Below are 15724 nucleotides of genomic sequence, written 5' to 3' on the forward strand. Positions count from 1 at the left end.
AACCCTTTATAAACAATGAGATATGAGCATTTATTAATGTAAGTCAGGAGCCCTTGACCAGCCGGAAACTCAGCGAAACCCGGGTGCCATGGCCTTCACTGCTGCTGAGGCGGACACTGCCCCCGAAGCGTTCCATGATGCGTTTCACCAACACTAGGCCCACACCCAACCCACCCTGCTTGGTGGTGAAGAAAGGCCGGAAGGCCATGCGCTGCTGCTGTTCGGTCATGCCTTTGCCGTTGTCGGACAGGCGCAGGGTCAGGTTACGCCGGTCATGACGCACCACCTCGACACGCAACCGCCCACCCTGCTCCATCGACTCCAGGGCGTTGGCGATCAGGCTGCTGAAGATCTGCCGCAGTAACACCGGATGCCCCAGCACCTGCACTGCCGGTATCGGTTGCAGGTCAAGGCTCACTCCGCCGCGCGCCAGCGGCACTGCGTAGGTCTGCAGGCTTTCCTGCAATGCCAGCGGCAAATCCACCGCCACGGCCTCATCGTTGAGCGGGCGCAAGGACTGCAACATCTGGCGGATCCACTGCGACATGCGGTCGACCTGGCTGATGATGTCGTTGACGTTGCGATGCGCCGGGCCATCGTCGAACGCCTGGGCCAACTCGGCACTGGAACGGATGCTGGCCAGCGGGTTGCGCAGGCTATGGGCCACCGCCGAGGACACCTCGCCCAGCGCCACGTAGGTTTCGTTGCTGATCAGCCGCTTCTGCTGCACCGCCAGCAGGCGCGCGGCGCGGTGCATGATGCCGTACAGGCCTACGTAGACCAGCGCGGCACCGATGGTGATCGCCAGCCAGATCAGGATCAGCCCATGCTCGATGCGCACGATCAGGTCATGGGGCTCCTTGTAGATCTCGACCATCGCCGTGACCTGCTCGCCATCGGCATCGAACAGCGGAATATAGTTTTCGATGAACAACTGCGCGGGTGGGATGACGAACTTCTGCTCGACGCGGGCCTGGTCGAAGTTGTGGTAACTGGCCGAGACTCGCATCTTGTACTCGAAAGCCTGCTCCAGGTCCTCGTCGCCTTCGATCAGCTTGCCGACCAGGGCCGGGTTGCTGGACCAGATCACCGTACGGTCCGGGGCATAGATGTTGGCCAGCAGCATGTCGGGCAGGTGCGCAATGTGGTCCAGGAACTCGCCACGCGCCCTGCGCCGGGCGTCCGGGTCGACATCGAGCAGGTTGGCGCGGTCGATGCGCGGGTCAAGCAGTTCACCCATGGTGCGCACATTAGGGATCGACACATGGCGCACTTCGGCATCGGCGATGGAGGTGATGAACTGCGCGGTGAGCAAGGCATCGCGCTCGATGCTCTCGTCGACGATGAAGCGGCTGGAAATCAACCCCAGCCCGACCGCTACCGAGAGGATGATGGCCAGGCTGACCCAGGCGTACCAGCGCAGCAGATTGAACGGCTTGCGTCGGGTGGCCAGTTCGTTACCGGCGGGTCCTTCAATAACGTCGGAACAAGGGGCTATGTCCATGGCGGACTCCACAACTGGGCACCTTCAGAAGGTTATAGCCCAGAGTTGGGGAAACCATCGGGTCAGCTTGGTGGCATCCGCCGAAGGGTATTGTTTCTGTCCTTGCCGAGGGGCGCCTGCAGATGCCGGCTCTCATAGAACAATACATGACTCATTGGTTCGGCGAGGTTCTGTAGGAGCAGCCTTGTGCTGCGAAGAGGCCGGTACTGACAAAGCCTGTCTATTGCTTGTACCGGCCTCTTCGCAGCACAAGGCTGCTCCTACAAAGGACGCGTCAGACGAGCGATATTTGTTCTCTGCGCTACAGCGCAGCCCAAAAGGGATGGGCAATCTCCCACAATGAAAGTTGCAAAGGCTACTCACCCGTCAACCCCTGCAAGCGGCGGTACTCCCGCAGCACGTTGGGCACATAGCGTCGGGTCTCGGCGAACGGCGGTACCGCACCACGGCGCAACACTGCTTCGGGGCCGGCGTTGTACGCCGCCACGGCCAGGGTGATGTCATTGTCGAACAAATTGAGCATGCGCTTGAGGTAGCGGGCCCCTCCCTGCACGTTGTCTTCCGGGTCCAGGCGGTTTTCCACGCCCATCTCGCGGGCAGTATCCGGCATCAATTGCATCAGCCCCACCGCGCCCGCTGGCGAACGCGCCTTGGGGTTGTAACCGGACTCGGCCTTGATCACCGCATGCAGCAACGCCGGGGGTACGTCGTGGGTGCGCGCCGCGGCGGCGACCAGCTTGGCGTAGGGGCGGCCGGTGATGAGCTGCGCGTTGGCCGGGCCGGCCTGGGCCTTAGGCTCGCTGATCACCGTTTCATAGAGGCGCCCGGGTCGATGGACGTTGGTCAGTATGTAGCTGCCTTTGGCGTCGATGGAAATGTACACATCGGCCTGGGCAGCACCTGCCACCAGCCAGATCAAACCGAGAATGAGTCCACGCATGTCGGTCGCCTCTTCGTGGTCTCCCCCGATGTTGGGGGATATACCCCGGAAAACCCGGGGTCGATGACCACGACGCAAGCACTGTGCCGCTTCGCGTGCCGCATGGTGCAAGGCGCCAGCGCAGGCGTGCACGGCTGTTGCATGGAGCCTGCAAAAGCTTGTCCCCATGCAGCGGAGGGCTTCACCATGCAGCGCAGATCCAACCCTCAACGTGGCTTCACCCTGCTCGAACTTTTGGTGGTGCTGGTGGTGCTCGGCCTGTTGGCCGGTATCGTCGCGCCCAAGTACTTCAGCCAGCTCGGCCGCTCCGAAGCCAAGGTGGCGCGGGCGCAGATAGAGGGGCTGAGCAAGGCCCTGGACCTGTACCGCCTGGAAGTCGGCCACTACCCCAGCAGTGAGCAGGGCCTGCAGGCCCTGGTGGTCGCCCCCAATGGCGAAGCGCGCTGGACCGGCCCGTACCTGCAGAAGGCCGTGCCGCAAGACCCGTGGGGCCGCGCATACATCTACCGGCAACCCGGCGAGAACGGCGGCGAGTACGACCTGCTGTCGATGGGCAAGGACGGCCAGCCCGGTGGCGACGGGGAAAACGCCGAAATCACCAGTTGGCAGTAGGGAGAACGGCCATGCGCTACAGCCTCAAGGCCCTGGGCAGGCAGGGTGTGGTGCAGTTGCAGATCGACGCCGAGGACGCCGACCAGGCCCGCCGCCAGGTCGAGGACCAGGGCTTGCGCGTGCTCAGCCTGCGTGGCCACGGCGGCGCCTTGCGCGGCATGGCCTGGCGCCGCGAAGCAAGCTTTGACCTGGTGCTGTTCAGCCAGGAACTCTCGACCCTGCTCAACGCCGGCCTGCCGCTGATCGACGCGCTGGAAAGCCTGGCGGAAAAGGCCCCCGCAGCCGCAGCGCGCAAAGTGCTCGCCGAACTGGTCCGCCAACTGTACGAAGGCCGCTCGCTGTCCCAAGCCCTGGGCCAGCAGCCACGGGTGTTCCCGCCGCTATACGTGGCGCTGGTGCAGTCCAGCGAGCGTACCGGCGCGCTCGGCGACGCCCTCGCCCGCTACATAAGCTACCGCCAGCGCCTGGACCTGGTCCGGCAAAAGCTGGTGGGTGCCTCGGTCTACCCGATGCTGCTATTGCTGGTGGGCGGTGGCGTGGTGCTGTTCCTGCTTGGCTACGTGGTGCCGCGTTTCAGCCAGGTGTTCGAGGGCATGGGCACCGAGTTGCCCTGGCTGTCTCGGCTGCTGATGCAGATCGGGCTGTTCCTGCATGCCCAGCAACTACCGCTGGCATTGGGCGCCCTCGGTGCGGCCACTACGCTGTGGCTGCTGCGCCGCCAGCCATGGGTACGGCGCTGGGCAGCCTGCCAGCTGCGGCGCCTGCCGGCACTTCACCAACGCCTGATGATGTACGAACTGGCGCGCTTCTATCGCTCATTGGGCATCCTGCTGCAAGGCGGTATCCCCATCCTCACCGCCATGGGCATGGCCCGCGGCCTGCTCGGCAGCGCGGCGGCCGAGGGCCTGGAGCACGCCAGCCAGCGGGTCGCCGAAGGGTTGCCCCTGTCCGACGCGTTGGAGGCCGGGCAACTGGTGACGCCGGTATCGTTGCGCCTGCTGCGCGCCGGCGAGCAGTCCGGCAACCTGGGCGAGATGCTGGAGCGCTGCGCCGACTTCCATGACCAGGAAATCGGCCGCTGGGTGGAATGGTTCGTCAAGCTGTTCGAACCGCTGCTGATGACCTTCATCGGCCTGCTGATCGGCCTGATCGTGATCCTGATGTACATGCCGATCTTCGAACTGGCCTCGAGCATTCACTGAAATCCCAGGCCCAGGATGAAAGCCCACGACCGAGCTGGCCATGTCTGCAATCGATGAATGATCTGCTCATATCATTCATCGTGATAATAACCTTCGTCCCGTTCGATTCGTGCCTCACGCGCAAGACACTCACACTCCGCCCACTACTAATACATTGGCGGAGTTCTCCATGGAACAATCATTCAAACCCTTGCGCTTCCCCCTCGCTGCCTTGGCAGTGGTGGTGATCAGCGCTTGTGGCCGAACCCCAGACGCAGTGCAGGCTCCCACCGCGCCGAAGGTCAGCGTGGCCAAGGTGATCGAGCAACCGATCAATGAATGGGACGAGTTCACCGGCCGCCTCGAAGCCCCGGAAACCGTCGAGGTACGCCCACGGGTGTCCGGCCAGATCGACCTGGTGGCCTTCACCGAAGGCGCCCAGGTCAAGAAAGGCGACCTGCTGTTCCAGATCGACCCACGCCCGTTCCAGGCAGAGGTCCGCCGCCTCGAAGCCCAACTGCAGCAGGCCAAGGCCACCGCCATTCGCAGCGCCAACGAAGCCCGCCGTGGCGAACGCCTGCGTGACAGCAACGCCATTTCCGCAGAACTGGCCGAATCGCGTAGCAGCGCCGCCGCCGAAGCCCGCGCCGGGGTCGACGCGATCCAGGCCCAGCTCGACCTGGCACGCCTGAACCTCAGCTTCACCCGTGTCACCGCGCCCATCAGCGGCCGTGTCAGCCGCGCCCAGTTCACCGCCGGCAACATCGTCACCGCCGATGTCACCCCGCTGACCAGCGTGGTCTCCACCGACAAGGTCTACGCCTACTTCGACGCCGACGAGCGCGTGTACCTCAAGTACACCCAGCTGGCCCGCGAAGGCCAGCGCGGCCAGAGCACGCCGGTGTACCTGGGCCTGACCAACGAAACCGGCAACCCGCACCTGGGCCAGATGAACTTCGTCGACAACCAGGTCAACCCGCGCACCGGCACCATCCGTGGCCGTGCGGTGTTCGACAACAGCGACGGCCAGTTCACCCCAGGCCTGTATGCACGCCTGAAGCTGGTGGGCAGCGCCCAGTACCAGGCCGTGCTGATCAACGACGAAGCCGTGGGCACCGACCTTGGCAAGAAGTTCGTGCTGGTCATGGACAAGGACAACAAGGCCGCCTACCGCGCCGTGGAGCTGGGGCCGAAGCTGGAAGGCCTGCGCATCGTGCGCAGCGGCCTGGGCAAGGACGACCGCATCGTGGTCAAGGGCCTGCAGCGTGTGCGCCCTGGCTCACCGGTCACCCCGGAAGAGACACCGATGGCCAGCGAACAGACCCTCGCCGCCCTCGCCCAGCAGCGCCAGGCCCTGGAGGCCAGCAACCCGGCGCCGAAGGTGGCGGGCAACAACGTGAAAGTCGCCAGCGCCCAGGCGCCACGCGGTTAAGGGACCACACCGATGAACTTCTCGAAATTCTTCATTACCCGGCCAATCTTCGCCGCGGTGCTGTCGCTGGTGCTGCTGATCGCGGGTTCGATCTCGCTGTTCCAGCTGCCGATCAGCGAATACCCCGAAGTGGTGCCGCCCACCGTGGTGGTGCGCGCCAACTTCCCAGGCGCCAACCCCAAGGTCATCGGCGAAACCGTCGCCGCGCCACTGGAGCAGGCGATTACCGGCGTGGAGAACATGCTGTACATGTCTTCCCAGTCCACCGCTGACGGCAAGCTGACGCTGACCATCACCTTCGCTCTGGGCACCGACCTGGACAACGCCCAGGTGCAGGTGCAGAACCGCGTCACCCGTACCCAGCCCAAGCTGCCCGAGGAAGTGACCCGCATTGGTATCACGGTCGACAAGGCCTCGCCCGACCTGACCATGGTCGTGCACCTTACCTCGCCGGACAACCGCTACGACATGCTCTACCTGTCCAACTACGCCATCCTCAACATCAAGGACGAGCTGGCGCGCCTGGGCGGCGTGGGCGATGTGCAGCTGTTCGGCATGGGCGACTACTCGCTGCGCGTGTGGCTGGACCCGAACAAGACCGCTTCGCGCAACCTCACCGCCAGTGATGTGGTGGCTGCAATCCGCGAGCAGAACCGCCAGGTGGCCGCCGGCCAGTTGGGCGCCCCACCCGCCCCCGGTTCGACCAGCTTCCAGCTGTCGATCAACACCCAGGGTCGCCTGGTCAATGAGGAAGAGTTCGAGAACATCATCATCCGCGCCGGTGCCGATGGCGAAATCACCCGCCTGAAGGACATCGCCCGGGTCGAACTCGGCTCCAGCCAGTACGCCCTGCGTTCGCTGCTGAACAACCAGCCGGCGGTGGCCATTCCGATCTTCCAGCGCCCAGGCTCCAACGCCATCGAGATCTCCGACGAAGTGCGGGCGAAGATGGCCGAGCTGAAGAAGGACTTCCCCGAGGGCATGGACTACAGCATCGTCTATGACCCGACCGTGTTCGTCCGTGGTTCCATCGAAGCCGTGGTACACACCCTGTTCGAAGCGCTGGTGCTGGTGGTGCTGGTCGTCATCCTGTTCCTGCAGACCTGGCGTGCCTCGATCATCCCGCTGATGGCCGTGCCGGTATCGCTGATCGGTACCTTTGCCGTGATGCACCTGTTCGGCTTCTCGCTCAACGCGCTGTCATTGTTCGGCCTGGTCCTGGCCATCGGTATCGTGGTGGACGATGCCATCGTCGTGGTGGAGAACGTCGAGCGCAACATCGGCCTGGGCCTGAAACCGCTGGAAGCCACGCAAAAGGCCATGGGCGAAGTGACCGGCCCGATCATCGCCACCGCCCTGGTGCTGTGCGCGGTGTTCGTACCTGCTGCGTTCATTTCCGGCCTCACCGGGCAGTTCTACAAGCAGTTCGCCCTGACCATCGCGATCTCGACCGTGATCTCGGCGTTCAACTCGCTGACCCTGTCGCCGGCCCTGGCTGCCGTGCTGCTGAAGGACCACCATGCACCCAAGGACCGCTTCTCGCGGTTACTTGAAAAACTGCTGGGCAGCTGGCTGTTCGCCCCGTTCAACCGCTTCTTCGACCGCGCTTCCAGCCGCTACGTCGGCGGCGTGCGTCGGGTCATCCGCTCCAGCGGCATCGCCCTGTTCGTCTATGCCGGCCTGATGGGCCTGACCTACCTCGGCTTCTCGTCCACCCCGACCGGTTTCGTGCCGGCCCAGGACAAGCAGTACCTGGTGGCGTTCGCCCAGCTGCCTGACGCGGCCAGCCTCGATCGCACCGAAGCGGTGATCAAGCGCATGAGCGAAATCGCCCTGAAGCAGCCTGGCGTCGCCGACTCGGTAGCCTTCCCAGGCCTGTCGATCAACGGTTTCACCAACAGCCCGAACAGCGGCATCGTGTTCACCCCGCTCAAACCCTTCGACGAGCGCAAGGACCCGAGCCAGTCGGCGGCGGCCATCGCGGCTGCGCTGAATGCCCAGTTCGCCGACATCCAGGACGCCTACATCGCGATCTTCCCGCCACCGCCGGTACAAGGCCTGGGCACCATCGGCGGCTTCCGTCTGCAGATCGAAGACCGTGGCAACCTGGGCTACGAGGCGCTGTACAAGGAAACCCAGAACATCATCGCCAAGAGCCACAACGTGCCGGAACTGGCGGGCCTGTTCACCAGCTACCAGGTCAACGTGCCCCAGGTCGATGCCGCCATCGACCGGGAAAAGGCCAAGACCCACGGCGTGGCGATCACCGACATCTTCGACACCCTGCAGGTCTACCTGGGCTCGCTGTACACCAACGACTTCAACCGCTTTGGCCGTACCTATCAGGTCAACGTCCAGGCCGAGCAGCAGTTCCGCCTCGATGCCGAGCAGATCGGCCAGCTGAAGGTGCGCAACAACCTCGGCGAGATGATCCCGCTGGCGACCTTCCTCAAGGTCAGCGACACCTCCGGGCCTGACCGGGTGATGCACTACAACGGTTTCATCACCGCCGAGATCAACGGCGCCGCGGCACCGGGCTACAGCTCCGGCCAGGCCGAAGCTGCCATCGAGAAGCTGCTGAAGGAGGAACTGCCCAACGGCATGACCTTCGAGTGGACCGACCTGACCTACCAGCAGATCCTTTCAGGCAATACCGCGCTGTTCGTGTTCCCGCTGTGCGTGCTGCTGGCCTTCCTGGTGCTTGCCGCCCAGTACGAAAGCTGGAGCCTGCCGCTGGCAGTGATCCTGATCGTGCCGATGACCCTGTTGTCGGCCATCACCGGGGTGATCGTGTCGGGGGGTGACAACAACATCTTCACCCAGATCGGCCTGATCGTACTGGTGGGCCTGGCGTGCAAGAACGCGATCCTGATCGTCGAGTTCGCCAAGGACGAACAGGCCAAGGGGCTCGACCCGCTGGCTGCGGTACTGGAAGCCTGCCGCCTGCGCCTGCGGCCGATCCTGATGACCTCGATCGCCTTCATCATGGGTGTGGTTCCACTGGTGTTCAGCTCCGGTGCAGGTTCTGAAATGCGCCATGCCATGGGTGTGGCGGTGTTCTCGGGAATGATCGGGGTTACCGTGTTCGGCCTGTTCCTGACCCCGGTGTTCTTCTTCCTGATTCGCCGTTTCGTCGAGCGTCGCCAGGCCCGCAAGGCCGAACGCGCCCAATCGCTGGAGAGCCATGCATGAACCTGCTCAAACCCTTGACCCCGAGCTTGCTGGCGCTCGCCCTGGCGGCCTGTGCAGTAGGCCCGGACTACCAGGCACCGGCCACCGAGCCCGCGCAGCTGGCCAGCGACATACAGGCCAAGGCCTACGACCGTAGCCGTTTCGAAAGCCTGTGGTGGAAGCAGTTCGACGACCCGGTGCTGAACCAGCTGGTGCAGGCTTCGCTGGATGGCAACCGTGACCTGCGCGTGGCCTTCGCCCGCCTGAAGTCGGCCCGTTCGATCCGTGAAGACGCGGAAAACGATCAGTTTCCGGTGGTCACCAGCCGCGCCAGCAGCGACATCGGCAAGGGCCAGATCCCCGGCCAGACCACGCAGCGGGTAAACAGTGAGCGCTACGACCTGGGCCTGGACATGGCCTGGGAGCTTGACCTGTTCGGCCGCATCCAGCGCCAGATCGAAGCCAGCGAAGCCCAGGAAGCAGTAGCCGCGGCCGACCTGCAGCAGCTGCAGGTCAGCCTGATCGCCGAACTGGTGGATGCTTACGGCCAGCTGCGTGGCGCGCAGTTGCGCGAGAAGATCGCCCTGGCCAACCTCAAGACCCAGCAGGAATCGCGGGCCATCACCGAAACCCTGCGCGATGCCGGCGTGGGCAACGACCTTGATGTGGTGCGGGCCGACGCGCGCCTGGCCGGGGTCGAAGCCACCGTGCCGCAACTGCAGGCGGAACAGGCACGGGCCCGGCATCGCATCGCCACCCTGCTCGGTCAGCGCCCCGAGGCGCTCAGCGTCGACCTGTCGCCCAAGGCCCTGCCGGCCATCGCCAAGGCGCTACCGGTGGGTGACCCGGGAGAACTGCTGCGCCGCCGCCCGGACATCCGCAGCGCCGAACGCCAGCTGGCGGCTGCCACCGCCAACGTTGGCGTGGCCACGGCCGATTTGTTCCCGCGCGTCAGCCTCAGTGGCTTCCTCGGCTTTACTGCTGCACGTGGTTCGCAGATAGGCTCCTCGGCAGCCAATGCCTGGGCGCTGGGCCCGAGCATAACGTGGGCCGCCTTCGACCTGGGCAGCGTGCGCGCCCGACTGCGCGGTGCCAAGGCCGATGCCGAGGGGGCACTGGCCAACTATGAACAGCAGGTGTTGCTGGCCCTGGAAGAATCGGCCAACGCCTTCAGCGACTACGACAAGACCCAACAGCGGCTGCTGTCGCTGATGCGCCAGAGCGACGCCAGCCGCAAGGCGGCGGAACTGGCCTCGATTCGCTATCGCGAGGGTACGGTGGATTACCTGGTGCTGCTCGATGCCGAGCGTGAGCGGCTGAGCGCTGAAGATGCGCAGGCCCAGGGTGAAGTCGAGTTGTACCGCGGCATCGTCTCCATCTACAAGGCCCTGGGCGGCGGCTGGCAACCGGAGACCGTAGCCAGCGCGCGCTGATACACCCGTTTCAACGACTCCTTTGGTTGGCCCCTCCCCCAACCGTTTGCCCCGCAGGCCTTGGTCCGCGGGGCTTTTTTATGTTTTGGGGTGGGTGTTCGCCACAGCATTTTCATTGCCTGTGAGACCGAGCGCCGCCCGCGCGGCGCTTCGCGGGACAAGCCCGCTCCCACATTTGTTTCGGGCCAGTCATTCCTGTGAGGTCACCTCTGTCCGCCTTGTTTGTTCCATTCGATATCAAAAGTTGCTCTGCTGCTTTTCATTCATCTGCAGTCATGCACCAAGGCTGCAACCCACCTGGCACAGGAATAATTGGCCCGAAACAAATGTGGGAGCGGGCTTGTCCCGCGAAGCGCCGCGCGGGCGGCGCTCGATTTATGCCCCACCGCAGAACCCGAGGCAGGCACCACGCAACCCTCACTCGGTTGCATTTACCCCCCGGCTAGCCCAAGCTCTGCCCTTCCCGTCGCCCCGGATCGTCCGATGCCCAGACGCAACCGCTACCTGATCGCCCTGCTGCTGTTGATCCTGGTATCGGCCCTGTTCGGCTACCTGTGGCGCGACGCTCCGCCAGCCCCGCCTACCCTGCCTGCGCACAGCTACGCCAAGGCCCTGCGCCAGGCCCATGAGGGCCAACCCGGCGCAGCACGGGTGCTGTACCAGCAACTGCAGCGCACCGACCTGCCGCCCATTCGCCGTGCGGCCTTGTATGCCGAACTGCCAAACTATCCTTCGCCCCAGGCATTGAAACTCGCCCGTCAGGACCTCGAGCATGCCGACCCGCAGGTGCGCCGTGCAGCCATTGCCGGTATTCGCCGCCTGCTGCCGGCGGCGCAGCGCAGCCTGGTACTCGGCCCACTGCTGGACGACGACGAGCAAAGCGTGCGCTTTGCCGCGGTAGATGCCCTGCTCGGCCTTGCTCCGGATGACATCGGCCTTTATTTCGGCCCGCTACAGGTCGCCCTGGAGCAATACCAGCAGGCACTCGAGCAACAACCCGAAGACGCCGACGCCCAAGTCCACCTGGCGCGCCTCTACCTGCACGAAAACGACTACACCCTGGCCGACACCGCCCTGCAGCGAGCCCTGGCGGTAGCGCCAGGCAACCTCGACGCACTGGCGACCCAGGTACGCCTGCTGGAGCGCCAGGGCCATCACGACGCCTCGCGTCAGATACTGGGCAAAGCCCTGGCGCTAAGCCCCGATTCGGCCTTTCTGCAGTACGAACTGGGGCTCTGGCTGAACCGCCACGAGCAGCGCGAATACGCCTTGCTGGCCTTGTCCCGCGCGGTCGAGCTGGACCCGGACAACGCCGACTACCGCTATACACTGGCAGTCACCCTGCATGAACTGGAACAACTCGACGCCGCGCAAAAGCAACTGGAAACCGTGCTCAGCCGCCAGCCGGCCAATCGCCGGGCACGGGTGTTGCTGATTAAGTACTGGAAGGAAACCGGCCAGTTGCAGAACGTGCAGGTACTGCTGGCCGAACTGGAGCGGCAGAACCCGGACGACCCCGTGCTGCAACAGGGCCTGTAGGCAACGTCCGAAAATTTGTTGAACCCTGGGGCTGTGCCCAAGGTCCAGTGGATATCAGACCACCCTGCAGGAGAGTCGTTTTGGCCAGTTCGTTGGCGCTGGACGAACGTGCATTGATCCTGGCGCCCCCGCCAATAGCCGCAGATACTGCTCGCCTGCTCGCTTCTGCGGGCATCGACAGCCTGTGCGCGGTCGACCTGGCCAACCTGCAAGCCTGCCTGGCCGAAGGCGCAGGCCTGGCGATCATTGCCGAGCAAGCGTTCAAACAGGGCCCAAGTGCATTGCTGCAAGAATTCATCGACCAGCAACCGTGCTGGTCGGACCTGCCCATCGTGCTGCTCGGTCAAGGGAGCCAAGCGGCCAAGGGCTCGACCAACCTCCCGGTGGGCAACCTGGTCCTGCTGGTCGCACCATTCGAAAACGCCCAGCTGCTGCGCATGACCCAGTCCGCCCTGCGCAACCGGCGTCGGCAGTATCTGGCACGCGACCAGTTGCAAGACCTGCAGCAACGCCTTGACGCCAAGGCCGCACCTCCCGGCGAAGAGCAGCAACGCAGCGAGTTCGTACGCCACCAGACGCGCAAGATGGAGGCCATCGGCCAACTGGCCGGGGGGGTCGCCCACGACTTCAACAACCTGCTCACCAGCATTGGTGGCAGCTTCGAGCTGATTGACCGGCGCTTGCGCCAGGGTCGCAGCGATGGCCTGGACAACGTGCTGCGCATGGGCCGCGAGGCGGTGTCACGCGCCGCGCGCCTGACCCACCGCCTGCTGGCCTTCTCTTCTCGGCAATCGCTGCACACCCAGCAGGTCGACTTGCACGACCTGCTCCAGGCAAAACGCCTGAAGGCTTGCGTGACCCAGGCCGTGACCCTGCAGGTGCAAATCGCCAAGAACCTGTGGTCGGTCGAAGCCGATGACCAACAGTTACAGGAGGCCCTCGACAACCTGTTGATCAATGCCTGCGAAGCCATGCCCAATGGCGGTCAGCTGCGCATCGAGGCAAGTAACCAGCACATCGGCGCCGGGCAATTCGCTGGCGGTGCCCTGTGCGCCGGCGACTATGTACGCCTGCGAGTCATCGATGACGGCCAGGGCATGGCGCAAAGCACGCTGGAGCATGCCTTCGAGCCGTTCTTCAGCACCAAGGCGATCGGCCAGGGCATCGGCCTTGGCCTGTCGATGGTTTACGGCTTCAGCAAGCAATCCCAAGGACATGTCACCCTGCACAGCCAGATCGGCCAAGGGACCCGGGTGGACCTTTATCTGCCGCGCCACGTCGACCAGGGCCAGGCACCTGTCAAACCCGTACAACCCGTGCGAGGTTACCAGGGCCATCACGTTCTGGTAGTCGAGGACGACCCCCATGTACGCCAATTGCTCTGCCAGGTCCTGCGCGAGGATGGCTTCGCCTGCCACAGTGCCGCCGACGCCAATGAGGGCCTTAAGGTACTGCGTTCGACACAACCGGTGGATCTGCTGATCAGCGATGTCGGCTTGCCCGGCATGAATGGCCGCCAGTTGGCCGAGATTGCCCGCAACCTGCGCCCACGCTTGCCAGTACTGTTCATCACCGGCTATGCAGAAACCGCCATGGCCCGCGAGGGCTTCCTGGAGGCGGGGATGCACCTGATCAGCAAGCCCTTCGAGCTGAAGCAGCTGCAGGCCCAGGTGACCCAGATACTGGGCAAGCCCTGAACCGCTTCACTCCTCGAGCATGCGTAGCGCTTCATCCACCAGGTCCGCCAGCGGGAACGGTTTGTTCATCAATGCCGTGCCCGGCTGCTCGAGCAACTGCGCTTCGATCGGCTGACCTGCATAGCCGGTAATGAACAGGATCTTCTGCAACGGCAGCTGCATGCGCATGGCCTTGGCCACCTGGCGGCCACTGAAACCACCCGGCAAGCCGATGTCGGTGATCACCAGGTCGAACGGGCCGTCATGGCGGAAGCACTCCAGTGCGCTATTGGCGTCGCCCACATCAATGACTTCGAAACCACGTTCGGTCAGGTACTCGCACATCACAGCACGCAAACCGAGCTCATCATCGACCAGCAACAGGCGCTGCCTCCCGGCCATGCGCTGCGTCCGGTGCACAACCGCAGGCGCCTCGGGTACCGGGTCATGCCACCTTGGAAAAAGCATGCAGACCTTGGTGCCCTGGTTCGGCGCCGACTCGATCCAGGCGTAGCCCCCCGACTGGCCGACAAACCCATACACCATCGACAAACCAAGGCCTGAGCCACGCCCGACCGGCTTGGTGGTGAAGAATGGTTCAAAGGCCCTGGCAATGTCCACGGCCGGCATGCCATGGCCATCATCCTCCACATACAACGCAACGTAGTCGCCTGGTGGCAGGCCGCTCTCATCCGGGAAACACCTTGTCAGCCGCTGGTTGATGCTGCGCAGCGTGACATTGCCGCGATCAAGGCACGCTTCGCGGGCGTTGGTGCAAAGATTGATCAAGGCATTTTCCAGCTGGGAAACATCAAGGTTCACCGCCCACGGCGTGACATCCAGCTGCCAGTGCAAGCGCATCTCGGCGCCCAGCGTGCTCCGCAGCAGTGGTTCGCTCAAGCGCAATTGCCGGTTGAAGTCCAGCGGCCTGGGCGCCAAAGGTTGATGACGGGAAAACGCCAGCAGGCGATGGGTCAGCTCCATGGCGCGCTGCACCGAATCTCGCGCGACCTCGACATACGCCTCCACCCGCTCCAGCCGTCCTTCCTGCAGGCGCCGCTGAAGCAGTTCGAGGCTGCCACCGATGCCGGACAACAAGTTGTTCAGTTCATGGCCCATGCCCCCGGCCAACTGCCCAACCACCTCCAGACGCTCGTTGTTGCGCATCAGCGCTTCGGATTGACGAGCAGCCTCCTCACGTTCCCCGGTGATATCCCGGCCAACGGCAGTCAGCAGGCTGCCATCGAACCGTGCACTCCAGCGAAAACAGTGGTAATGGCCATCGCGGTGGCGCAGGCGCGTCTCTATCTGCTCGGTATCCCGGTACTGCAGGCACCCGGAAATGGCCACCTCAACCTCGGCGCGATCTGCCGGATGTACCAGGTCCAGCACCGGAGTGCCCAGTACCTGCTCTTCGGACCAACCCAGGATGCGGTACCAGGCGGGGTTGGCGGCACACACCTTCAGCTCGGGAGTGACCGTCATCATCGTGTCACGCGACAGCTGCCAGAACTGCTCGCGCTCCACCAGGTGCCGCTCGACCTGCCGCTGGAATTCTTGCGCCTGCTCCCGCCAGTGGCGATGCGCCTCGACGCTGGCCGTGGTTTCGATTACCGCGTGCAGAAACCCTGCCACGTTGCCCAGTTCATCGTGCAACGGTGTGTAGCCGAACGCACACCACAACGGCTCCCCGCCTTGGCCGCGGCCAATACGCAGTGGTGGGTCCTCGACAAAGCTCGAGCGCCCCTCGAGCGCCTTGAACACCCACGGCCCCATCACCGGCCATTCATCGCTCCACAGCGCATCGAAGGCCATGCCCAATGCATCCGGGGCAACCCGCCGCAATGCCCGATAGCCTTCATTGTGGACCACGCTGAGGTCTGGTCCCCAGACCACGGCACACGGAAACGGTGACAATTGCATCATGTCGACGGCAATGCGCAACGAGGCCGGCCAGCGCGGCAGCGGCCCGAGCGGTGTACGCCCCCAGTCGAACCGTGCAATCCGTTCACCCATGAGGTCGACCGGTGCCAGCACAGACGGCTGCAGGATGACCATCGACGCAGGCTCGCGCGGCGTACCATTTGTGACCACTGTCGTGACTCCAGCATGATTCAGAAAAAGTACAGGCGCTGCGTGAATGTGGTTCACGTTAGCACAACACACGCCACGCAATATGGCGTACTGGCACCTGAGAGCTATGCTCATTAGGTTTTCCCTCGGGCCGGGGGAGCAA

Annotated in this window: 10 protein-coding genes; 7 read left to right on the forward strand and 3 right to left on the reverse strand. The window is 64.1% G+C overall.

Translation table 11 applies throughout. The features are described 5' to 3' along the window. Positions 1–43 precede the first annotated feature (43 nt). A complete protein-coding gene (locus CAG18_RS03420; protein ID WP_085720346.1) occupies positions 44–1504 on the reverse strand; it encodes a sensor histidine kinase in 1461 nt (486 codons plus the stop codon). Between the two features lie 355 nt (positions 1505–1859). After that, positions 1860–2444: a lytic transglycosylase domain-containing protein gene (locus tag CAG18_RS03425; protein ID WP_015270537.1), complete on the reverse strand. Its 585-nt coding sequence runs from the start codon at positions 2442–2444 to the stop codon at positions 1860–1862. Between the two features lie 186 nt (positions 2445–2630). On the opposite strand from CAG18_RS03425, the gene gspG reads away from it, so the two are divergent. The 7 genes from gspG to CAG18_RS03460 all read left to right on the forward strand — a co-directional run bounded on the left by gspG (position 2631) and on the right by CAG18_RS03460 (position 13509). Beyond that, complete coding sequence (gspG, locus tag CAG18_RS03430; protein WP_015270538.1) at positions 2631–3056, forward strand: type II secretion system major pseudopilin GspG; 426 nt, start codon at positions 2631–2633, stop codon at positions 3054–3056. A gap of 11 nt (positions 3057–3067) precedes the next feature. Next, positions 3068–4258: a type II secretion system F family protein gene (locus tag CAG18_RS03435; RefSeq protein WP_085720348.1), complete on the forward strand. Its 1191-nt coding sequence runs from the start codon at positions 3068–3070 to the stop codon at positions 4256–4258. Between the two features lie 169 nt (positions 4259–4427). Continuing rightward, positions 4428–5669 (forward strand): multidrug efflux RND transporter periplasmic adaptor subunit MexE, encoded by a 1242-nt coding sequence (gene mexE / locus CAG18_RS03440; protein ID WP_015270540.1) that lies wholly within the window; start codon positions 4428–4430, stop codon positions 5667–5669. A gap of 12 nt (positions 5670–5681) precedes the next feature. Then, complete coding sequence (locus CAG18_RS03445; RefSeq protein ID WP_015270541.1) at positions 5682–8861, forward strand: efflux RND transporter permease subunit; 3180 nt, start codon at positions 5682–5684, stop codon at positions 8859–8861. Beyond that, positions 8858–10273: an efflux transporter outer membrane subunit gene (locus tag CAG18_RS03450; protein ID WP_015270542.1), complete on the forward strand. Its 1416-nt coding sequence runs from the start codon at positions 8858–8860 to the stop codon at positions 10271–10273. Before CAG18_RS03445 ends, CAG18_RS03450 begins: the two co-directional genes overlap by 4 nt. A gap of 483 nt (positions 10274–10756) precedes the next feature. Further along, positions 10757–11812, forward strand: coding sequence for a tetratricopeptide repeat protein (locus tag CAG18_RS03455; RefSeq protein ID WP_015270543.1), 1056 nt, complete (start codon positions 10757–10759; stop codon positions 11810–11812). Between the two features lie 80 nt (positions 11813–11892). After that, entirely contained in the window at positions 11893–13509 is a 1617-nt protein-coding gene (locus tag CAG18_RS03460; protein WP_085720351.1) for a response regulator, read from the forward strand. A gap of 6 nt (positions 13510–13515) precedes the next feature. On the opposite strand, the gene CAG18_RS03465 is transcribed toward CAG18_RS03460, so the two are convergent. Then, positions 13516–15546 carry a PAS domain-containing sensor histidine kinase gene (locus tag CAG18_RS03465; RefSeq protein ID WP_085720427.1) on the reverse strand — a complete coding sequence of 677 codons (2031 nt, stop codon included), beginning with the start codon at positions 15544–15546 and terminating at the stop codon, positions 13516–13518. Positions 15547–15724 lie beyond the last annotated feature (178 nt).

Source organism: Pseudomonas sp. B22(2017), assembly GCF_002113105.1.
In the GTDB taxonomy this organism is placed as follows: domain Bacteria; phylum Pseudomonadota; class Gammaproteobacteria; order Pseudomonadales; family Pseudomonadaceae; genus Aquipseudomonas; species Aquipseudomonas asiatica.

Excerpts from the sequence above, each read along its gene's own strand:
- CAG18_RS03420 (WP_085720346.1), bottom strand. The coding sequence starts at position 1,504 with ATGGACATAGCCCCTTGTTCCGACGTTATTGAAGGACCCGCCGGTAAC.
- CAG18_RS03425 (WP_015270537.1), bottom strand. The coding sequence starts at position 2,444 with ATGCGTGGACTCATTCTCGGTTTGATCTGGCTGGTGGCAGGTGCTGCC.
- gspG (WP_015270538.1), top strand. The coding sequence starts at position 2,631 with ATGCAGCGCAGATCCAACCCTCAACGTGGCTTCACCCTGCTCGAACTT.
- CAG18_RS03435 (WP_085720348.1), top strand. The coding sequence starts at position 3,068 with ATGCGCTACAGCCTCAAGGCCCTGGGCAGGCAGGGTGTGGTGCAGTTG.
- mexE (WP_015270540.1), top strand. The coding sequence starts at position 4,428 with ATGGAACAATCATTCAAACCCTTGCGCTTCCCCCTCGCTGCCTTGGCA.
- CAG18_RS03445 (WP_015270541.1), top strand. The coding sequence starts at position 5,682 with ATGAACTTCTCGAAATTCTTCATTACCCGGCCAATCTTCGCCGCGGTG.
- CAG18_RS03450 (WP_015270542.1), top strand. The coding sequence starts at position 8,858 with ATGAACCTGCTCAAACCCTTGACCCCGAGCTTGCTGGCGCTCGCCCTG.
- CAG18_RS03455 (WP_015270543.1), top strand. The coding sequence starts at position 10,757 with ATGCCCAGACGCAACCGCTACCTGATCGCCCTGCTGCTGTTGATCCTG.
- CAG18_RS03465 (WP_085720427.1), bottom strand. The coding sequence starts at position 15,546 with ATGGTCATCCTGCAGCCGTCTGTGCTGGCACCGGTCGACCTCATGGGT.